The sequence below is a fragment of the Marinobacter sp. LV10R510-11A genome (genome assembly GCF_900215155.1).
GTDB lineage: Bacteria > Pseudomonadota > Gammaproteobacteria > Pseudomonadales > Oleiphilaceae > Marinobacter.
Genome location: NZ_LT907980.1, coordinates 1,982,009 through 2,002,272 on the forward strand (window position 1 = coordinate 1,982,009; position 20,264 = coordinate 2,002,272).

At 55.1% G+C, this 20,264-nt stretch carries 16 protein-coding genes and 1 pseudogene; 12 read left to right on the top strand and 5 right to left on the bottom strand.

The window, feature by feature from the left end:
• The first annotated feature begins 4 nt into the window (after window positions 1–4).
• Both ilvG and CPH80_RS09465 read left to right on the top strand, forming a co-directional pair.
• Window positions 5–1,705, top strand: coding sequence for an acetolactate synthase 2 catalytic subunit (ilvG, locus tag CPH80_RS09460; protein WP_096277226.1), 1,701 nt, complete (start codon window positions 5–7; stop codon window positions 1,703–1,705).
• Window positions 1,702–2,010 carry an ACT domain-containing protein gene (locus CPH80_RS09465; RefSeq protein ID WP_218972071.1) on the top strand — a complete coding sequence of 103 codons (309 nt, stop codon included), beginning with the start codon at window positions 1,702–1,704 and terminating at the stop codon, window positions 2,008–2,010. Before ilvG ends, CPH80_RS09465 begins: the two co-directional genes overlap by 4 nt.
• Before the next feature lie 49 nt (window positions 2,011–2,059).
• Here CPH80_RS09465 and CPH80_RS09470 read toward each other — a convergent pair whose 3' ends face one another.
• The 5 genes and pseudogenes from CPH80_RS09470 to CPH80_RS09490 form a co-directional block, all read right to left on the bottom strand.
• The gene (locus CPH80_RS09470; RefSeq protein ID WP_096277228.1) at window positions 2,060–3,241 is read right to left on the bottom strand and encodes an acetyl-CoA C-acyltransferase; all 1,182 of its coding nucleotides are present in this window, start codon (window positions 3,239–3,241) and stop codon (window positions 2,060–2,062) included.
• Window positions 3,242–3,259: 18 nt separating this feature from the next.
• Window positions 3,260–4,411, bottom strand: a complete 1,152-nt coding sequence (locus CPH80_RS09475) for an acyl-CoA dehydrogenase family protein (protein ID WP_096277230.1) — start codon at window positions 4,409–4,411, stop codon at window positions 3,260–3,262.
• Between the two features lie 25 nt (window positions 4,412–4,436).
• Window positions 4,437–5,198, bottom strand: a complete 762-nt coding sequence (locus tag CPH80_RS09480) for an SDR family NAD(P)-dependent oxidoreductase (RefSeq protein ID WP_096277232.1) — start codon at window positions 5,196–5,198, stop codon at window positions 4,437–4,439.
• Between the two features lie 108 nt (window positions 5,199–5,306).
• On the bottom strand, window positions 5,307–6,494 hold the full coding sequence (bktB, locus tag CPH80_RS09485; protein ID WP_096277234.1) for a beta-ketothiolase BktB: 1,188 nt from the start codon (window positions 6,492–6,494) through the stop codon (window positions 5,307–5,309).
• 51 nt (window positions 6,495–6,545) lie between these two features.
• Window positions 6,546–7,689, bottom strand: a pseudogene (locus tag CPH80_RS09490) (acyl-CoA dehydrogenase family protein).
• 146 nt (window positions 7,690–7,835) lie between these two features.
• Here CPH80_RS09490 and CPH80_RS09495 point away from each other — a divergent pair.
• The 10 genes from CPH80_RS09495 to CPH80_RS09540 all read left to right on the top strand — a co-directional run bounded on the left by CPH80_RS09495 (window position 7,836) and on the right by CPH80_RS09540 (window position 20,140).
• Window positions 7,836–8,849 (top strand): AraC family transcriptional regulator, encoded by a 1,014-nt coding sequence (locus CPH80_RS09495; protein WP_096277236.1) that lies wholly within the window; start codon window positions 7,836–7,838, stop codon window positions 8,847–8,849.
• 118 nt (window positions 8,850–8,967) lie between these two features.
• On the top strand, window positions 8,968–10,542 hold the full coding sequence (locus CPH80_RS09500; RefSeq protein ID WP_096277238.1) for a fatty acyl-CoA synthetase: 1,575 nt from the start codon (window positions 8,968–8,970) through the stop codon (window positions 10,540–10,542).
• Window positions 10,543–10,649: 107 nt separating this feature from the next.
• Window positions 10,650–11,096 (top strand): MerR family transcriptional regulator, encoded by a 447-nt coding sequence (locus tag CPH80_RS09505; protein ID WP_096277240.1) that lies wholly within the window; start codon window positions 10,650–10,652, stop codon window positions 11,094–11,096.
• Between the two features lie 57 nt (window positions 11,097–11,153).
• The gene (locus CPH80_RS09510) at window positions 11,154–12,320 is read left to right on the top strand and encodes an isovaleryl-CoA dehydrogenase (RefSeq protein WP_096277242.1); all 1,167 of its coding nucleotides are present in this window, start codon (window positions 11,154–11,156) and stop codon (window positions 12,318–12,320) included.
• 64 nt (window positions 12,321–12,384) lie between these two features.
• Window positions 12,385–13,992, top strand: coding sequence for a carboxyl transferase domain-containing protein (locus CPH80_RS09515; RefSeq protein ID WP_096277244.1), 1,608 nt, complete (start codon window positions 12,385–12,387; stop codon window positions 13,990–13,992).
• 15 nt (window positions 13,993–14,007) lie between these two features.
• Window positions 14,008–14,841, top strand: a complete 834-nt coding sequence (locus tag CPH80_RS09520; protein WP_096277246.1) for an enoyl-CoA hydratase/isomerase family protein — start codon at window positions 14,008–14,010, stop codon at window positions 14,839–14,841.
• 1 nt (window position 14,842) lies between these two features.
• On the top strand, window positions 14,843–16,870 hold the full coding sequence (locus CPH80_RS09525) for an acetyl/propionyl/methylcrotonyl-CoA carboxylase subunit alpha (protein ID WP_096277248.1): 2,028 nt from the start codon (window positions 14,843–14,845) through the stop codon (window positions 16,868–16,870).
• Window positions 16,870–17,781, top strand: a complete 912-nt coding sequence (locus CPH80_RS09530) for a hydroxymethylglutaryl-CoA lyase (RefSeq protein WP_096277249.1) — start codon at window positions 16,870–16,872, stop codon at window positions 17,779–17,781. Before CPH80_RS09525 ends, CPH80_RS09530 begins: the two co-directional genes overlap by 1 nt.
• A gap of 29 nt (window positions 17,782–17,810) precedes the next feature.
• Window positions 17,811–18,389, top strand: a complete 579-nt coding sequence (locus CPH80_RS09535) for a peroxidase-related enzyme (RefSeq protein WP_096277251.1) — start codon at window positions 17,811–17,813, stop codon at window positions 18,387–18,389.
• Between the two features lie 65 nt (window positions 18,390–18,454).
• The gene (locus tag CPH80_RS09540; RefSeq protein WP_096277253.1) at window positions 18,455–20,140 is read left to right on the top strand and encodes an AMP-binding protein; all 1,686 of its coding nucleotides are present in this window, start codon (window positions 18,455–18,457) and stop codon (window positions 20,138–20,140) included.
• The last annotated feature ends 124 nt before the right edge of the window (window positions 20,141–20,264 follow it).

The window sequence follows — 20,264 nt, forward strand, 5'->3', positions numbered from 1 at the left end:
GATAATGAACGGCGCGCAGCACATTCTTGACACGTTTCACCGCCACAACATCCAAACCGTTTTTGGTTATCCGGGTGGCTGCATTATGCCGCTATACGATGCCTTGGTGGATGATGTACGCGTGGAGCACGTGCTTTGCCGCCACGAACAAGGCTGCGCTCTGGCCGCCGACGGCTATGCCCGGGCCAGCGGCAGGATGGGGGTTTGTATTGCAACCTCCGGCCCTGGCGCTACCAATCTGATTACCGGCGTTGCCAATGCGCACCGGGATTCCATTCCCATGCTGGTTATTACCGGCCAGGTTCCCTCTGGGCTGATCGGCACAGATGCCTTTCAGGAAACCGATGTTCTGGGGATGACCCTGGGTATCGTAAAACACAGCTACTTGGTTGAGAGTGCGGACGAGCTGCCCGCTATTCTGGAAGAAGCCACGGAGCTGGCTCAAACCGGCCGACCTGGGCCAGTGTGGATTGATATCCCTAAAGATGTACTACTGACGGATACCACCGCAGCGCCCATGAGCCATTCGGCACAACAGGCGCATTCCTGCCCGGATCTGACAGCCGCGGTAGCCATGTTGCACGCTGCCCGAAAACCACTGCTATACAGCGGCGGGGGCATCAGCCTAGCCCATGCGGAAGACAGTTTTCGCGCATTTTCTGAGTGCTCGGCCCTGCCGGCGGTTGTGACTCTCAAAGGTATCGGAAACCCAGGTAAGCACAACGCTTACAACCTTGGCATGTTGGGCATGCATGGCTCTCGCGCTGCTAACCGTGCGGTAGACGAGTGCGACGTTCTGTTGGTTATTGGCGCCCGCTTAGACGACCGGGCCACCGGCAAGCTAGACGGCTTCGCCCCCAATGCGCGAACGATTCACATTGACGCCGATGCCGCTGAGTTCAACAAACTTCGACATGCAGACGTCGCGCTGCGCGGTGATTTGAATGCAATTCTGGGGGGCTTGAGCGAAGCGCTTCGGGAAGCACCTTTAGCGATCGACGGTTGGCGCAAGCAGTGCCATACCTGGCGCACAACGGGCGGATTTCAAGCGGCAGATAACGAAGAGCCGCTGGCACCGATTATCGGCCCGGCTTTCATACGCCAGCTGTCCCGCATTACACCGGATGACACAGTTATCGCGTGTGACGTTGGGCAACATCAGATGTGGGTAGCCCAGCATTACGAGTTTGATCACCCGCGCCATCACCTTACCAGCGGTGGCCTTGGCACCATGGGTTTTGGTTTGCCAGCCGCTATCGGTGCCCAGTTTGCCAACCGCCAAAGCACCGTTATCAATGTCACCGGCGACGGTTCTTTCATGATGAACGCACAGGAGTTGGCTACCGTTCGCCGATACAACCTGCCAGTAAAGCTGATCATTATGGACAACCAATGCCTGGGCATGGTGCGTCAGCAACAAGAACTGTTTTACAACAACCGGGAAAGCCAGATTAACCTCGATGACAATCCGGATTTTGTGGCCATGGCCCGAGCGTTCGACATCCCGGCACTGAAAATTGAGCGAACCGATCAGGTTCGGCGGGGCATTGAAACCATACTGGCCTTTAACGGCCCCATGCTGTTGCACGTAGCCATTGCCCGGGAAGAAAACGTTTGGCCGGTTGTAAAACCAGGTGGGAGTAACAGAGACATGATTGATGAAACCCGCCGTTCTGCAGCGGACAAAAAGGAGAAAGTTGCATGACCACGCAAAGCAGCAAACAAGCACCCAGCTACACGATTACCTGCCGCATGAAACATGAAGCGGCCGCGCTTGAGCGCCTGTGCCAGGTGGTTCGCATTCGTGGCTTTCGGATTGCAACCATGGCAGTGGAGAGTGTGTTGGACGGCGAATGGGGGGGTGCAGAAGAGACGCTGGAGATAGCGCTGACTATTCAGGGCGCCCGGCCGGTGGCCATGCTTCAGTCACAACTTGAGAAGCTGCATACCGTAGCTGACGTTAAACTTGCCGCGCCTGCGGTAACTCATGCAGCAAACCGCATAGCCTGATGCAAACACGCAGGGCAGGTTAACCGCCTGCCCTGCGTGTGCCTCATAATCAGATCAGTTCAATAGCAACGGCTGTCGCTTCACCACCGCCAATACACAGAGAAGCAACTCCACGCTTCAGCCCCTTCTGTTTTAAGGCATTGATGAGCGTGACGATAATTCGCGAGCCGGATGAGCCAATCGGGTGCCCGAGAGCGCAGGCCCCGCCGAATACGTTGACCTTTTCAGCTGGCAGCTTTAGCTCATTGATCGCCAGCAAGCTGACAACTGCAAAGGCTTCGTTGATCTCAAACAGATCCACATCATCCTTGCTCCAGCCTGCCTTCTCCAGCACCTTTTCGATTGCGCTTATGGGCGCCTCCGAGAATTCCGCCGGTAACCCAGCGTAGGTCGCGTGGGCCACAATACGTGCTTGGGGTGTTAGGCCCCGAGCTTTGACTTCAGCCGCAGAAGCGAGCACTAGCGCAGACGCACCGTCACTGATGGAGCTGGCGTTGGCGGCAGTTACCGTGCCGTCTTTAGCAAAAGCCGGCTTGAGCGTTGGAATTTTTTCCGGCCTGGCCTTGCCTGGCTGTTCATCAGTATCGACCAGAGTTTCACCGCCACGACCTGCAACAGAAACCGGTGCGATTTCCGGCTCAAACCAGCCATTTTCTATGGCCGCCAGTGCCTTGTTCAGTGAGCCTATGGCGAACTCATCCATCGCTTGCCTGGTGACCTTGTACTTATCGGCCGTGCGCTGCGCGAACACACCCATAAGGCCACCTTCGTAGGCATCCTCTAGGCCATCAAGAAACATGCTGTCCATCACCTGGCCGTGGCCCATGCGCATGCCGCCGCGAGCTTTCGGTAACAGGTAAGGTGCCTGGCTCATGTTCTCCATGCCACCGGCAACCATGATGTTGTTGGTACCCGCTTTGATCTGGTCATGAGCCATGATCACAGCTTGCATGCCCGAACCGCACATCTTGTTCACGGTGGTGCAGCCGGAACTGTCCGGAATACCAGAAGCGCGTGAAGCCTGGCGCGCCGGCGCCTGGCCAAGCCCTGCGGGCAACACGCAGCCCATGATCACTTCCTGGATATCTGCTGGTTGCAGACCACTGCGTTCAATGGCTGCCTTGATGGAAACAGCACCCAAATCCGGAGATCGCACGGAACTTAGGGAACCCATCATGCCGCCCATGGGAGTGCGGGCCGAGCCCGCAATCACAACGCTGTTGTCGCTCATATTAAAACCTCACTGATTTCAAACTCTGCCCAAAATAGAGCGGGCAATAATCTCTTTCATGACTTCCGACGTGCCACCATAGATGCGCTGAACACGGGCATCGGTAAATGCACGGGAAATGGGATATTCCGTGGTGTAACCATATCCACCAAACAGCTGCAGGCAGCCATCTGCCACTCGGCACTGCATTTCTGTGGCACTGTATTTGGCCATGGACGCCGTAGGCGCATCCAGTTCGCCGGCTTCGTACTGGTTTATGCACTGGGCGACAAACGCCTTGTTAACCTGGTACTCGGTTTCCATTCGGGCAATTTCAAACCGGGTGTTCTGAATCTGCGCCAGTTTCTGGCCGAACAATACCCGTTCCTGGGTGTAGGCTATGGTGAGATCCAGCGCACCTCTGGCGGCGGCCACACCCAGTGCGCCGATAACCAGCCGCTCCCGGGGCAATTCCTGCATCAGGTAAACAAAGCCTTTACCTTCCTCGCCCACCAGCGCAGTTGCCGGTACACGCATATCTGAAAAGAACAGCTCAGAGGTATCGCCACTGTGCTGCCCTATCTTGTCGAGGTTCCGCCCTTTGCTATAACCCGGCAAGGTGGTATCCACCAGAAACAGACTGATGCCTTTGGCGCCAGCCGAAGGATCGGTTTTTGCCGCGACAATCACCATACCGGCATGCTGACCGTTGGTGATGAAGGTTTTTGAGCCGTTCAGAATATAGTCGTCACCGTCCCGCACCGCACTGGTGCGCATCGCCTGCAAGTCACTGCCAGCGCCCGGCTCAGTCATGGCGATGGCGCCAACCACTTCACCAGACACCATTTTCGGCAGCCACTGCTGCTTCTGGGCTTCATTACCCAGGTGACTGATGTATGGCGCCACAATGTCTGAATGCACCATTACGCTGGTTGAAAGTGCGCCAAACCCCATGCGAGCCAGTTCTTCACCAACCACCACGGAGTACTGAAACGGTGCCTCACACCCGCCGCAATCTTCAGGAATATCCACACATAACATGCCGGCATCGCCGAGCGTGTTCCAAAGCTCACGGGGTACAAGCCCCGACTTCTCCCAGGCCTCGTAATGTGGCGCGACTTCGGTTTCGAGAGCCTTTATGACAGACGCCCGGAACAGTGCGAGTTCTTCTTGATCCACAGAATTAGTCATTGCGCGCTCCTACCTGTAAACAAATTCACTTGGGCGCCATGCGCAAGGCACTGTCCAGCCGAATAGTTTCTCCGTTCAGGATCGGGTTGCGCACCATCTGATCCACCATCATGCCAAACTCTTCAGGCTTACCCAGGCGCTTAGGGAATGGCAGTGTCGCGGCCAGGCTATCCTGCACTTCTTGGGGCATGCCAGACATCATCGGTGTCATGAACAACCCAGGTGCGATGGTGTTCACGCGGATGCCTTCGCGGGCCAGTTCCCGGGCCGACTGAATGGTCAAAGCAACCACGCCGCCCTTGGACGCGCTGTAAGCCGCCTGTCCAATTTGCCCTTCGTATGCAGCCACAGACGCGGTATTAATAATCACACCGCGCTCGCCGTCTGCGTTGGGTTCACGCTGCGCCATATCGGCTGCGGCAAGTCTCAGAATGTTGAAGGTTCCGATCAGGTTTACTTGGATTACCTTGCTGAAGCTCTCCAACGGCATAACACCTTCGCGGCCCAGAATCTTGGCCGCCGGGCCAATACCTGCACAGCTAACCGCAACCCCGCAGAGGCCGTGAGCCTCGCGTGCCGTTGCAAGCGCTGCTTCCGCGCTTTCAGCCGAGCTCACATCGCAATGCACGAAAATTCCGCCAATGTCTGCAGCAACCTTCTCGCCCTGCTCTTTTTGCAGATCAAGAATCGCGACTTTGCAGCCAGCTGCGGCCAGAGCCCGAGCTGCACCTTCGCCAAGCCCGGATGCGCCACCTGTAACAATGGCCGGTATGTTTTTGAATTCCATCGTCTTATCCTTCACATCAAATGTGTTGACTGAATTGGATATAAATAAAACTTTACGTTGACGTAAACTTTAACCAATTCAGCCTTAAAAATAAATCAGTCTGTCAGATCAGCTGATGCTCTCAACAATCAACGCGATGCCCTGACCGCCGCCAATGCACATGGTAATCAGGCCATAGCGGCCGCCCGTGCGCTCAAGCTCCGCCAGGGTTTTAATAATCAGGATAGAACCGGTGGCGCCTACCGGGTGGCCCATAGCAACAGCGCCGCCATTGGGGTTCACCTTGTCTGCAGGAAAGCCAAGTTCCTTGCTAACAGCCAGCGCCTGAGCGGCAAAGGCCTCGTTGGATTCAATCACATCCAGGTCTGCCACCTTAAGGCCAGTTTTCTCCAGCACTCGGCGCACAGCCGGAATCGGGCCTAGCCCCATTACACTGGGATCTACCCCGGCAAAGGCGTAGCCAACTATGCGTGCACGAGCTTTAAGGCCGCGCTTTTCCGCTTCCGCAGCGCTGGTGAGTACCATGGCGGCCGCACCATCGTTAATACCGGAAGCGTTGCCCGGCGTTACGATGCCATCCTTGGTGAAAGCTGGCTTCAGGCCGGCAAGGCTTTCAGTGGTGGTGCCAGCCCGTACATGCTCATCCTGATCGAAGGTGAACTCCTTACGGCCCTGTTTTACCGTTACCGGTACAATCTGTTCCTTAAAATAGCCACTTTCAATGGCCTGACTAGCGCGGCGGTGGCTTTCTGCCGAGAACGCATCCAAGTCTTCACGGGTAAGGCCGTACTTTTCGGCAATTCGTTCAGCCGTCATGCCCATGTGGCCACTGCCAAACGGATCGCTGAGCGTACCCATGGTCATATCAATCACTTTGCTATCACCCATCCGCAGGCCCTTGCGAACGTTGGGCAACACATAGGCACCCTGGCTCATGCTCTCGGCACCACCAGCCAAGGCAATCTGGCTGTCACCCATCACAATCATCTGCGCGGCACTGATAACCGACTGCACACCAGAGCCACACAAACGGTTCACATTAAACGCTGCAGACCCTTTTTGCAGGCCAGAGTTCAAGCCGATATGCCGTGCCACGTATGCATCCGCCGGGCCGGTTGGAATGATATGGCCAAACACAGAATGGTCGATGTCTTCAGCCGGTACACCTGCGCGGGTAATGGCTTCTTTTGCTGCACAAGTACCCAGATCGGCCGGGCCTAGCGAGCTCAAGCTGCCACCAAAACTACCAATGGCGGTACGGGCGCCGTCGAGAATGACAACATCGGTTAATTTCATCGTTTGTTTCCTTTAATGTTCAGATCAGTGTAAGTCCGAAGAACGGATAATTCATTTGCCCAACATGGAGCGAGCAATAACCTCTTTCATGATTTCAGATGTCCCGGCATAAATTGTCTGCACCCGGGCATCCACAAAGAATCGCGATACGGGATACTCCAGGGTGTACCCATAGCCGCCGAACATTTGTAAACAGTCGCTGGCTATATCGCACTGCATTTCGGTGAGCATCAGCTTCAGAATGGCCGCATCGGTTGCCCCCATTTCGCCCTTATGGTATTTCGCGATGCACTGTTTCAGGTAGGCTTTTGCCATCTCCAGTCTTGCTCGGGCTTCTGCGAGCTTGAACCGGGTGTTCTGAAAATCAGCGATTCTCTGGCCAAAAGCTTGGCGCTGCTGCACGTAATCCAAAGTGATCGCCAACACTCCCTCTGTCGCACCCACCGCTTGGGCACCGACACCTAGGCGCTCTCGCGGCAACTCCTGCATCAAATAGGCAAACCCTTTGCCTTCTTCACCTAACCAGTGCATCGTGCGGAACCACAAGATCCGAGAAGAACAGCTCGGCAGTATCGCTGGCGTGTTGGCCAATTTTGCGAATGTCCTTGCCCCGGGAAAATCCTGGCAAACTGCTATCCACCAGAAACAACGATACACCTTTGGCTCCGGCCGCAGGATCTGTTTTCGCACATACGATCACCAGCTCAGCCCGCAAACCGTTGGTGATAAACACCTTGGCGCCGTTAATCACATAGCCGTCATCCGTGCGTTGAGCCGTGGTGCGCATAGCGGCTAGATCGCTACCGGCACCTGGCTCGGTCATCGCGATTGCGCTAAGCACATCGCCGCTAATCATATCCGGAAGGTACCGCTGCTTCTGGGCGTTAGAACCAAGGTGCAGAATATAAGGCATCACAATGTTGGCGTGAATATTATAGCTACCGGCCAGGCCGCCAAAGCCCTTGCGGGCCATTTCTTCAATTGCCAACTGTGAGATTTCAAAGCTCGCCTGTGCGCCGCCATACTCCTCTGGCATATCAATACCAAGCATGCCCGCCTGCCCCAGAGTATTCCATAGGGCGCGCGGAATGGCGGCCTGCTCTTCCCACTGGCCGTAGAAGGGCGCGATTTCCCTGTCGAGAACCCGGTTGATCATAGAGTGAAAGAGCTCAGTATCTTCTTGATGTTCGGACATACATATTCCCCTATATAGCCCCGTTATAACCCCGTTAATAATCTGTTTAATCAGGCAACCGTCTATTTAAAGGGTTATCCTGTCCACCGAGAATGGCCGTACAAGCCGAAAAAATTGACTCATTACGCAACTGAACCTCCATAGATATGCCCAATTCCAAGCCCAAACCTCATATTGCAAACCACTATCTGCAGGCATCCATTAGAGGCGCAGAGCGACAAGGGGTTCAACGTGAGGCGCTTTTGGAAAGCGCGGGTGTGCCGGTAGCGTGGCTTAACAAGCCCGAGCAGCTGATCAGCGAAGCGCAACTTACCCGGCTTATAAAGGGTGTATGGAGAGCAACACGTGACGAGTTCATGGGGCTTTCAACCAGTCGCTGCAAAAACGGCATGTTTGCACTGATGACTGATTATTGTCTTGGCTCTGCCACGCTCGGTGCGGTGCTGAGAAAAAGCGCGCGCTTTTTCAACATAGCCTGTGACAACGTCGACATAGGCCTTGGTCAAAGCAATAGCAACAAGCTGGTATTTTTCTGCCTGAACCTTCACGACACCAGCCAAGATACGGATCACCTGCTGCAGGAGTTCCTAATGCTTATGTGGCAAAGATTCGCGTGTTGGTTGGTAGATCAGCAAATTCCGTTAGCAACGACCCAATTCAGTTACCCAGCGCCGAATCACGTTGCGGAATACCGGGCCATGTACCCCAGCGAGCTGCAGTTTGATGAATCTGTTTGTGGGTTTTATTTGCACGAAAGGTATTTGCAACTGCCCATCATCCGAAGTGAGGCTGAGTTGGCTGTTTTTCTGAAGGAAGCGCCTGCTTATATTCTACATCGCCCGGATCATGACGATAGCCTGCGCAACCGGGTTCGCACTCTACTGGCACAGCGAAGCCTCAAAGACATGCCAGGCCTGGATCAGATTGCGCAACAGTTGCACATGACGCCCAGAAGCATAGGGCGAAAACTGCAAGAAGAGGGCACCTCCCTACGCACTATCAAAATGTCTTTGCGGCGAGAGCTCGCAACCAAGCTTATGAGTACGGAGAACCTCAGCGTTGCCGATATCAGCGAGCGCGTTGGCTTTTCAGAAACCGCTTCGTTTTGTAGAGCGTTCAAGCGTTGGACTGGAAAATCCCCCTCACAGTGGCCAGGGTAAAAACTCAACGGTGTCTAATTGGGTCAATTTTTTCGACCTGACCGATCATTCACGGGGAACCCACTCCTCTGAGTTAATGCCTGTACGCAATAAATAACAACAGCAAAGAGGTATATGCATGAACAACTCCCGTACATCCGCTTCTTCCTCCGTATCGGCGGGTATCCAGCGGGCTCTGCGAAACACCATCGGAGACGCCATTTCCCGTTCCGCGAGCACCCATGGTAGCCGCACTGCGCTGGCGTTTGACGACCGTACCTGGACGTTCTCAGAGATTCACGCAGCCTCAAACCGGCTAGCCCACCGCCTGATCGAACTAGGGCTGGAGCAAGGTGACCGTGTTGGCGCCTATGGTAAAAATTCCGATGCCTACGTACTGCTTTGGCTGGCCTGCACAAAAGCCGGACTAATCCACGTGCCCATCAACTATGCTCTGGTTGAACACGAACTTACCTACGTGCTCAACCAGTCTGGCTGCAAGGCCTTATTTGCCGATCTGGATCTGCAATCCCAAATTGATGCTGTCGCGGATAAATCTGAGGCGGACATTAACGGCAGCCTCCACGGCGGAAGCAAACTCGACGCATTGCAGCTCGCGCTTGAGGCCGGTAAAGACACAGCACCGGAACTGGCGCTTGCCGACACAGACGTGGTGCAAATTCTCTATACCTCCGGCACGACCTCAGACCCAAAAGGCGCCATGCACACCCACCGTTCGCTAATGACGCATTATGGCGCCTGCCAATATCATCTGGAGATTCGTCCCACCGACCGATCACTGGCTGCGTTGCCGCTCTACCACTCAGCACAAATGCATGTGTTTACCATGCCGATGTTACTGAGCGGCGGGTACAGCCGAATGATTAATACACCAACACCGGAAGCGATTCTTGGACTGTTGGCCAGCGACCAGCTGAACGCTTTTTTTGCACCGCCCACGGTCTGGATTGCGCTGCTACGCCACCCAGAATTCAACCCAGACAAACTGCAGCACGTGGATAAACTTTACTACGGCGCATCCATCATGCCCGCCCAAGTAGTGAAAGAGCTGGGCGAGAAACTACCAGGCGCCGGCTTGTACAACTGCTATGGCCAAAGCGAAATCGCACCGCTGGCAACCGTTCTACTACCGGAAGAACACGCCGACCGCCCCTCTTCGGCCGGTCGGCCTATGCAAACCGTTATGACCCGTATTGTGGACCCGGTTACCGGCAAAGATTGCAAACCCGGGGAACAGGGAGAACTGGTGCACCGCTCACCGCAGCTAATGGTAGGCTACTGGGCCAAACCTGAGGCGACCGAAGAAGCATTCAAAAACGGTTGGTTCCATTCTGGCGACCTGGGCTACCAGGACGAAGACGGCTACATTTATATTGTTGACCGCATCAAGGACGTCGTGAACACCGGCGGTGTGCTGGTGGCCAGCCGCGACGTAGAAGAAGCCCTTTACCAACACGAATCCGTTGCGGAAGTCGCGGTTATCGGAGTACCAGATGAAAAATGGATAGAAGCAATCTGTGCTGTAGTGGTTGTTAAAGAAGGCTACCCGGAAGATGCAGAAGCTTTGATGATCCACGCTCGAGCCAGGCTTGCCAGCTTCAAATTGCCAAAGCAGATTCACTTTGTGCAGCAACTGCCCAAGAACACCGCTGGCAAACTGCTAAAACGAAAGCTCAGAGAAGATCTAGCGTAACTCCCTCTCTGAACACCTTCTGGTACTGAACGCCAATAATTTAACGCCGGAAACTACTTTACGTTAACGTAAACTTTCACTAGTCTTACCTGAAAAAGGATATAGACATGACCGAAAAGAGAACGTTCAGTATTAGTGAGCTCTCCAGTGAGTTTGACGTTACTACCCGTAGCATCCGTTTTTATGAAGATCAGGGCCTGCTAAAGCCAACACGGCGCGGACAAACTCGAATCTTCAGCACCATAGACAGAGTGCGCCTGAAGCTGATCCTCCGGGGCAAGCGCATGGGGTTTTCACTCGCTGAAACAAAAGAACTTTTCGATCTGTGGGACGAGACCCTGACAGGTAACGAAAAGCAATTATTGAAAATGCTGACCATACTGAACAACAAACGAGCTCATATGGAACAGCAGAAAAATGACATAGCCATGGCGGAAATGGAAATCGAAACGGCAGAATCCCGTTGCCTTGAAGCTCTCACGGAACTGCAGAAACAGAAAAAACAGCAAAGCCCGACCAATAGCGAAACAGGAAACGTCACAGAACAGAGCTGATGACCAACCCGAATTCATTAGCAAAACATATACTTGGCAGAACAAAGGCAAACAAACATGAAATCACAATACTCAGAACTTAACTTCGGCCTTGGCGAAACCCTCGATATGCTGCGCGAGCAGGTCAACAGCTTTGCCGCCACTGAGATTGCTTCTCGAGCCGAAGAAATCGACCGCAACAACGAATTCCCGGCGGATTTGTGGAAAAAATTCGGCGACATGGGCCTGCTAGGTATTACCGTAGACGAAGCCTATGGCGGTTCTGGCATGGGCTACATGGCACACGTGATTGCAGTAGAAGAAATCAGCCGCGCATCTGCCTCCGTTGGCCTATCTTACGGTGCCCATTCCAATCTGTGCGTAAACCAGATTCACAGGAATGGAACCGAAGAGCAGAAGCAGAAATACCTGCCAAAACTCGTCAGCGGCGAGCACGTTGGCGCCTTGGCCATGTCTGAACCCAACGCCGGGTCCGACGTTATTTCCATGAAACTGAGCGCCAAAGACGCCGGTGACCATTACGTGCTGAACGGCAACAAAATGTGGATCACCAACGGCCCAGAAGCCAGCGTGTACGTTATCTACGCAAAAACCGACGTGAAAGCCGGCTCCAAAGGCATCACCGCCTTCATCGTAGAACGCGACTCCGAAGGCTTCAGCCGGCACCAGAAACTCGACAAACTCGGCATGCGCGGCTCCAACACCTGCGAATTGGTGTTCCAAGACTGCAAAGTGCCCAAAGAAAACGTTCTCGGCACCGTAGGCGGCGGTGCCTGCGTACTCATGAGCGGCCTCGATTACGAACGCCTAGTACTCTCCGGCGGCCCGTTGGGCATCATGCAAGCGGCACTGGACGTTGTGGTTCCTTACATCCGCGAACGCAAGCAGTTCGGCAAGGCCATCGGCGAATTTGAACTGGTTCAGGGCAAAGTGGCGGACATGTACACCGCGATGAACACCTCCCGATCCTACGTATACATGGTGGCCCAATCCGCCGACCGTGGTGAAACCACCCGCAAAGACTCTGCTGGCGCAATCCTCTACTCCGCAGAGATGGCCACCAAATTGGCCCTAGACTCCATTCAGCTTCTTGGGGGCAACGGCTACATCAACGACTACCCTACTGGCCGCCTGCTGCGTGATGCCAAGCTGTATGAAATCGGTGCGGGTACATCTGAAATTCGCCGTATGTTGATCGGACGAGAGCTGTTCCTAAACAATTAATGGGTGCTCATAGCGGTTCCCGGAAAGCCAGACCGTCACCCCCGATGCACGGATCAGAAGCCATATGACGATACTGCAGAGCAAAATAAACCCGAGGTCTGAAGAGTTTCAGGCCAACCAGGCCTCCATGGCAAAAGTCGTTGCAGACCTGCGGGACAAAGTATCCACCATCCAGCAAGGTGGCGGACCCTCGTACCAGGAACGCCACCTAGCCCGCGGCAAACTCCTGCCCAGAGAGCGCATCAACCGCCTACTGGACGACGGCTCACCGTTCCTCGAAATCGGCCAGCTCGCAGCTTATAAAGTCTACGACGAAGACGTACCCGCAGCCGGCGTTATCGCAGGCGTAGGTCGCGTATCCGGCACCGAATGCATGATCATCGCCAACGACGCCACCGTAAAAGGCGGCAGCTACTACCCGTTATCAGTTAAAAAACACCTGCGCGCCCAAGAAATCGCCTTGGAAAACCGCCTGCCCTGCATCTACCTGGTAGATTCCGGCGGCGCCAACCTGCCCCGGCAGGACGAAGTCTTCCCAGACCGTGACCACTTTGGCCGCATCTTCTACAACCAAGCCCGCATGTCCGCCGACGACATCCCCCAGATCGCCGTCGTAATGGGCCTATGCACCGCCGGCGGCGCTTACGTACCGGCCATGGCCGACGAATCCATCATCGTGCGCAACCAAGGCACCATCTTCCTCGCCGGCCCGCCGTTGGTAAAAGCCGCCACCGGCGAAGTCGTAACAGCCGAAGACCTGGGTGGTGCAGACGTACACTGCAAAACCTCCGGCGTAGCCGATCATTACGCAGAAAACGACGCTCACGCCCTAGACATCGCACGGCGTTGTATCTCCAACCTCAATCGCCGCAAACCCGTTGATGTAGAAATTCGCAAACCCAAAGCGCCACTGTACGACCCAGGCGAAGTTTACGGCATCGTTGGCACCGACCTGCGCAAACAGTTCGACGTGCGCGACGTAATCGCCCGCACCGTAGACGGCTCCGAATTTGACGAATTCAAACGCTTCTACGGCCAAACCCTGGTAACCGGCTTTGCCCACATACACGGCTACCCCGTGGGCATCATCGCCAACAACGGCATATTGTTCAGTGAGTCCGCCCTGAAAGGCGCGCACTTTATCGAGCTGTGCTGCCAGCGCAACATCCCGTTGCTGTTCCTGCAAAACATCACCGGCTTTATGGTTGGCCAGAAGTACGAAGCCGAAGGCATTGCCAAGCATGGCGCCAAAATGGTGATGGCCGTTGCCTGCGCCAACGTACCCAAGATTACCGTATTGATCGGTGGTAGCTATGGTGCCGGCAACTATGGCATGTGTGGCCGCGCCTACAGTCCTGACTTCCTGTGGATGTGGCCAAATGCCCGCATCTCAGTCATGGGCGGCGAACAGGCAGCCGGCGTGTTGGCTCAAGTTCGCCGTGAAGGCATGGAACGTAAAGGCCAAGAATGGAGCGACGAAGAAGAAGCTGCGTTCAAAAAGCCGATTACCGATACCTACGAAGAGCAGGGCCACCCCTACTACGCCAGCGCCCGCCTGTGGGACGACGGTGTGATTGACCCGGCTCAGACCCGGGAAGTGGTTGCCCTTAGCCTCTCCGCCACCCTCAACCGGCCGGCGAAGCCTACGCGCTTCGGCGTGTTCCGGATGTAATCGGGGAGAATAACTATGACAGATACCCACATACGGTCAGACCAGCCAGACCAAGAATCGATGATTCTGATCAAGCGCCGCGCAAACGGCGTGACCGAGATCGTGCTGAACCGGCCAGAAAAGCGCAACGCGTTTGATGACGTGATCATCCAGCAACTGATCAACGCTTTCACAGACGTGCACACCGATCGCGAAACGAAGGTGGTCATCTTGCGCTCTGAGGGCAAACACTTCTCCGCTGGAGCAGATCTTGGCTGGATGCGCCATATGGCAGATAACAGCCGCCAGGAAAACTTGGACGATTCCCGCCAGCTTGCCCGCATGATGGAATGCTTGAACGAGCTCAAAAAGCCCGTCATATGCCTTGTTCAGGGTGCAGCCTACGGCGGGGCCGTCGGTTTAGCCGCCTGCTGCGACATTGTGATAGCCACAGAAAAAGCCAGCTTCTGCCTGAGCGAAGTAAAGCTGGGCCTGATTCCAGCTGTCATCAGCCCCTACGTGGTGCGCGCCATTGGCGAACGCCAGGCGCGCCGCTACTTTCTATCAGCGGAAGTATTCGATGCCCGTGATGCTGAGCGTTTCGGCCTTGTGCATATCGTCTGCGACGATGCAGATGCCATGAACGCCCGCTGTGATGAGATGCTGAAACAGCTTGCCCCGAATGGCCCAGAAGCTATGGAAGCCGCCAAGAGCTTAGTGTTTGCCGTTAGCCAAAAGCCCATCGACAGCACCGTGATTGACGACACTGCGCACCGCATCGCTGATATCCGCGTAGGCGAAGAGGGTCAGGAGGGGCTAAGCGCCTTCCTGAACAAACGTCGCGCCAACTGGATTCCGGAGAGCAACTAACATGTTCAGCAAAATCCTCATTGCAAACCGAGGCGAAATCGCCTGCCGGATTATCCAGACCGCACAACGCATGGGTATCCGATGTGTTGCTGTGTATTCCGATGCCGACGCCAACGCCCACCACGTGGCCTTGGCCGACGAAGCCTTTCGCATTGGCCCAGCGCCCAGCTCCGAAAGCTACCTGCGCGCTGACATAATCATCGAAATCGCCAAGAAGAGCGGCGCCCAAGCCATTCACCCCGGCTACGGCTTTCTTTCTGAAAACACCGATTTTGCCGAGGCATGTGAGGCCAACAATCTGGTATTCATCGGCCCGCCCTCCTCTGCCATTGCGGCCATGGGTTCCAAATCCGCCGCCAAAATCATCATGGAGAAAGCCGGCGTGCCCCTGGTACCCGGTTACCATGGCGACGACCAAGCGCCAGAAACCCTACGCATTGAAGCCGAAAAATGCGGTTTCCCGCTGCTGCTGAAAGCGATTGCCGGGGGTGGCGGCAAAGGCATGCGCGTGGTTGAGAACATCGGCGAGTTTGATGAGGCACTCGCCGCCGCCAAGCGCGAAGCCAAGAACGCGTTCGGCAACCCAGACATGCTAATCGAGCGTTACCTGACCCAGCCGCGCCACGTGGAAATCCAAGTATTCTGTGACCAGAGTGGCCATGGCGTGTATCTGGCAGAACGTGATTGCTCGATTCAGCGTCGCCATCAAAAAGTTCTGGAAGAAGCGCCAGCACCCGGGCTAAGCGAAGAAACCCGCAAAGCCATGGGTGAAACGGCGGTTAAAGCGGCGCAAGCCATCAACTATGTGGGCGCAGGCACCGTGGAGTTTCTCTACGATGTCGACGGCTCATTCTTCTTTATGGAAATGAATACTCGCCTGCAGGTAGAGCATCCGGTTACCGAAATGGTGACCGGACAAGACTTGGTGGAATGGCAATTCAAAGTAGCCTGGGGTGAGCCCCTGCCGCTTGAGCAGTCTCAGGTGAAAATCCGTGGCCATGCTCTGGAAGCACGCATTTATGCCGAAGACCCGGATCAGGACTTCCTACCCGCCACTGGCAACCTACGCTACCTGAGCACGCCGGATGAGAGCGCCCATGTGCGGGTGGATACCGGCGTTGTCGAAGGCGACGACATCAGCATTCACTACGACCCGATGATTGCCAAACTGATTGTATGGGACGAAACCCGTGGTCAGGCTATCAACCGCATGGTTCAGGCCCTGGAGCATTACCGGATCGCTGGCGTAAAAACCAACATCCGTTTCCTGCATGCTCTGGCCGATGCGCAACCGTTCCGGGAAGCTGACCTGACAACTGGCTTTATCGAAGATCACCGGGATTTACTGTTCTCGAAATCGAAATTAGACACCCACAAGGCACTGGTGCTGGCCGCCGGCTTTGTGCTGGAACAGCGGAAATCCCGGGAATCCGTAAGCACAGACCCTTGGTCACCGTTCGGCCGCAGCAACAGTTGGCGTCTAAACTCCGAATACGCTCAACCACTTCAGTTGCAAGTGGGCGACGAGATTCACGAACTGAAGGTTCTGGAGCGGGACGACTGCTATCAAGTATTCGTGAACGGCAGTACTTACAGCCTCACAGCGAAGCTGGATGACGATTACATGCAGGCTGTGATCAATGGCCATCGGCTCAGTATTCACGGCAACCTGCACAACGACCAACTTGTGCTTTTCTACCACGGCGACACCTTCCAGTGCACCTTGTACCGGGAAAACTACGTGTTCGCAGACATGGAGCCTCAAGGTGGCTTATGCGCGCCTATGAATGGTGCGATTGTGGCGGTACAAGCCAAGGTCGGCGATGCAGTGACGGCCGGCCAAACCCTGGTCATCATGGAAGCCATGAAAATGGAGCACGCCATTAAGGCACCGGCAGACGGTGTGGTTACTGAGATATTCTTCTCCGAGGGCGAACAAGTCTCCGATGGGGCCGAACTAATCGCCATAGAGGTTGCCGAAGAGAGTACCAAAAAGAGCGCCGAACAGAACGATGAGGAGGCAGGCTAATGGCCTTTCCGCAACAGGTGCGACTGGTTGAGATGAGCCCCCGAGACGGCCTGCAAAACGAAGCCGGCTCGGTGATTGCCACGGATATCAAAACCGGGCTGATCAACCGGCTGGCCGATTGCGGCCTCACCCACATCGAATCCGCCAGCTTTGTTTCACCCAAGTGGGTGCCACAAATGGGCGATGCTGCTGAGGTGATGGCTGGCATCAACCGCAAGACCGGTGTGCGCTATTCCGTCCTGACCCCCAATCTCAGAGGCTTTGAAAATGCCTTGGCGGCAGGCGTAGACGAAGTGGCGGTATTTGGCGCGGCTTCGGAAGCTTTCAGCCAGAAAAACATCAACTGCTCCATCGCAGAAAGCCTGGAGCGCTTCTTTCCCGTGATGGAAGCGGCGAAAAAACACAATATCCCCGTGCGCGGTTATGTTTCTACCGTGCTTGGGTGCCCCTATGAAGGCGAGATTGCTCCAGAACAAGTAGCGAGGGTCGCCAAAGATCTAGCCGATATGGGCTGCTATGAAGTTTCCCTGGGCGACACCATTGGCGTAGGTACGCCGCTGAAAGCCAAGCGTATGCTGGAGGCTGTGACGAAGCACGTACCCGTGGAGCGCTTGGCCGCACATTTTCACGACACCTACGGCCAGGCGCTAGCCAACCTGTACGCGGTATTGGAAGAAGGCGTCGGTGTTATTGATGCGTCGGTCGCAGGCTTAGGCGGGTGCCCTTACGCCAAAGGTGCCTCCGGCAACGTCGCAACCGAAGACGTACTTTATCTGCTCAACGGCCTGGGCATCAGCACAGGTGTAGATCTAAACAAACTGGTCGCCACCGGCGAGTGGATCAGCGGCCAGCTTAAACGACATAACGGCTCCAAAGTGGGACAGGCGCTGGGTGGAAACCCAAGCGCCTAACACCAATAACAAGCTCCTAAGGAACGGATATGACGAACAACAAAGATGTGGTCGCTCTGGATCTTCCTATCCCTGACATGGAAGACCTGCCAGCGGATGTTAAAAAGTACTTTGATATCTGCATCGAAAAGCTAGGTATGGTTCCGAATGTGCTTACGGTTTTTACCCATAACCTGAAACAGCTGGATGGCTTCAGCCGCTTATACAATGAGCTGATGATGGGGGAAAGTGAACTCAGCAAACTTGAACGGGAAATGCTTGCGGTTGTGGTTTCCTCAGAAAACAAATGCTTTTACTGCTTGGTAGCCCACGGAGCTGCTGTTCGCGTTATGAGTGGCGACCCAGCGCTTGGCGAGCATCTGGTGATGAATTACCGGTCTGCCAAACTGGATAAACGCCAGCGCGCCATGCTGGACTTCGCCTCTGTGCTAACCCGCTCCCCCCAAACGGTTGCAGAAGACGAGGTACAGGCATTGCGGGATGCAGGCTTCAGCGACCGTGCAATCTGGGATGTGAGCAACCTCATTGGCTTTTACAACATGACTAACCGCGTAGCGATTGCCAGCGACATGCGACCGAACCCTGAATATCACAGCCAGAGTCGCTAACACGCTAAGCAACACTGTTATCAACCCCGTTAGACCTCGACCACAAAAACAAATGGAGGCAGACAATGAACCAGACCACGCCAAGCTACACCAGCGGTACCTCCACCACACCACTGCTGGGCATGACCATCGGCGAGATGCTTGACCGCACTGCCGGCAAGTATCCCGACACCGAGGCCCTGGTGTGTTTGCACCAAGACATTCGCTGGACTTACAAAGAGTTCGTCGCCAAGGTTAATGAAGCCGCACGTGCCTTTCTAGCCATTGGCGTCAAGCGCGGTGATCGGGTGGGCATATGGGCGCCCAACCGCTATGAGTGGACGGTTACCCAGTTTGCCACCGCCAAAGTGGGCGCCATTCTGGTCAACATCAACCCAGCCTATGGCGTGCATGAGCTGGAATACGCCATGAACCTGTCGGGCATCAGCGTGCTGGTTACGGCGGACAGCTTTAAAGCATCCGATTACCGTAAAGCGCTCTACGACCTAGCACCTGAGATAAAAGCCGGCACACCCGGCAAGATCAAAGCCCAGCGACTTTCTGAATTGCGTGCGGTGATCAACCTAGATACCGAAAAACACGCCGGCATGTGGAGCTGGAATGAGTTCACCGGCTTTGCGAATGAAGTCAGCCAAAGCGAAGTGGACAAGATTCAGAGCCAGCTGCAGTTCGACGATCCTATCAATATCCAGTTCACCTCAGGCACAACAGGCAGCCCCAAGGGCGCTACCCTCACCCACCACAACCTTCTGAACAACGGATTTTTCGTGGGTGAAAGTCAGGTACTTACTGAGAAAGACCGCCTGGTTATCCCGGTACCTCTGTACCACTGCTTCGGCATGGTGATGGGCAACTTGGGCTGCATTACCCACGGTTCTACCATGATCTACCCGGGTGAAGGTTTTGAACCCAAGGCCGTTTTGCAGGCAGTTCATCAGGAAAAGGCGACTGCGCTGTACGGCGTACCCACCATGTTCATCGCGGAGTTGGCTGAGCCGGATTTCGAATCCTACGACCTTTCGACTCTGCGCACCGGCATCATGGCCGGCTCAATTTGCCCAGCGGAGGTGATGAAGAGCGTTAATGGCAAGATGAACATGAAAGAAGTTCAAATTGCCTACGGCATGACCGAAACCAGCCCGGTGTCTACCCAGACCAGCTCCCTCGACCCGTTCGAGAAGCAAGTAACCACCGTGGGCCGCACGCAGCCGCACCTGGAAACCAAAATCGTCGACCCGGCAACCGGCAACGTACTGCCCCGGGGCGAAATTGGTGAGTTATGCACCCGCGGTTACAGCGTGATGCTGAAGTACTGGAACAACGAAGAAAAAACCCGCGAAGCAATCGACGACGCCGGCTGGATGCACACCGGTGACTTGGCCACCATGGACGAAGAAGGCTATGTGCAAATTGTCGGTCGCATCAAGGATATGGTGATTCGCGGTGGTGAAAACATCTACCCGAAAGAGATCGAAGAATTCCTCTACACCCACTCCTCCATCGAGGAAGTTCAGGTAACTGGTATTCCCGATGATAAGTACGGTGAAGAGCTGGTCGCCTGGGTAAAGCTACGCCCAGATGCCGATCCGGTAGACGCCGACGACCTGATGACCTTCTGCAAAGGTAAGATTGCCCACTTCAAGATTCCCCGGAATTACAAATTCGTGGATGAATTCCCGATGACGGTTACTGGTAAGATTCAGAAGTTCAAAATGCGGGAGATTTCCATTGAAGAGCTGGGGTTGAAGTAAAACCTGAACAGTTGCTGGCCCCGGTGCTCCTTAGCTAAGCCCGGGGCTTTTTTGGCCTTTGAAAAGCTATTTGACTGCAACACAATTTCGTGATGTTATCACAGTTAACATTGTTACCCCCGAT

Bases quoted from the DNA above. Each gene is read 5' to 3' on its own strand.
- ilvG (WP_096277226.1), top strand. From the start codon at position 5: ATGAACGGCGCGCAGCACATTCTTGACACGTTTCACCGCCACAACATC.
- CPH80_RS09465 (WP_218972071.1), top strand. From the start codon at position 1,702: ATGACCACGCAAAGCAGCAAACAAGCACCCAGCTACACGATTACCTGC.
- CPH80_RS09470 (WP_096277228.1), bottom strand. From the start codon at position 3,241: ATGAGCGACAACAGCGTTGTGATTGCGGGCTCGGCCCGCACTCCCATG.
- CPH80_RS09475 (WP_096277230.1), bottom strand. From the start codon at position 4,411: ATGACTAATTCTGTGGATCAAGAAGAACTCGCACTGTTCCGGGCGTCT.
- CPH80_RS09480 (WP_096277232.1), bottom strand. From the start codon at position 5,198: ATGGAATTCAAAAACATACCGGCCATTGTTACAGGTGGCGCATCCGGG.
- bktB (WP_096277234.1), bottom strand. From the start codon at position 6,494: ATGAAATTAACCGATGTTGTCATTCTCGACGGCGCCCGTACCGCCATT.
- CPH80_RS09495 (WP_096277236.1), top strand. From the start codon at position 7,836: ATGCCCAATTCCAAGCCCAAACCTCATATTGCAAACCACTATCTGCAG.
- CPH80_RS09500 (WP_096277238.1), top strand. From the start codon at position 8,968: ATGAACAACTCCCGTACATCCGCTTCTTCCTCCGTATCGGCGGGTATC.
- CPH80_RS09505 (WP_096277240.1), top strand. From the start codon at position 10,650: ATGACCGAAAAGAGAACGTTCAGTATTAGTGAGCTCTCCAGTGAGTTT.
- CPH80_RS09510 (WP_096277242.1), top strand. From the start codon at position 11,154: ATGAAATCACAATACTCAGAACTTAACTTCGGCCTTGGCGAAACCCTC.
- CPH80_RS09515 (WP_096277244.1), top strand. From the start codon at position 12,385: ATGACGATACTGCAGAGCAAAATAAACCCGAGGTCTGAAGAGTTTCAG.
- CPH80_RS09520 (WP_096277246.1), top strand. From the start codon at position 14,008: ATGACAGATACCCACATACGGTCAGACCAGCCAGACCAAGAATCGATG.
- CPH80_RS09525 (WP_096277248.1), top strand. From the start codon at position 14,843: ATGTTCAGCAAAATCCTCATTGCAAACCGAGGCGAAATCGCCTGCCGG.
- CPH80_RS09530 (WP_096277249.1), top strand. From the start codon at position 16,870: ATGGCCTTTCCGCAACAGGTGCGACTGGTTGAGATGAGCCCCCGAGAC.
- CPH80_RS09535 (WP_096277251.1), top strand. From the start codon at position 17,811: ATGACGAACAACAAAGATGTGGTCGCTCTGGATCTTCCTATCCCTGAC.
- CPH80_RS09540 (WP_096277253.1), top strand. From the start codon at position 18,455: ATGAACCAGACCACGCCAAGCTACACCAGCGGTACCTCCACCACACCA.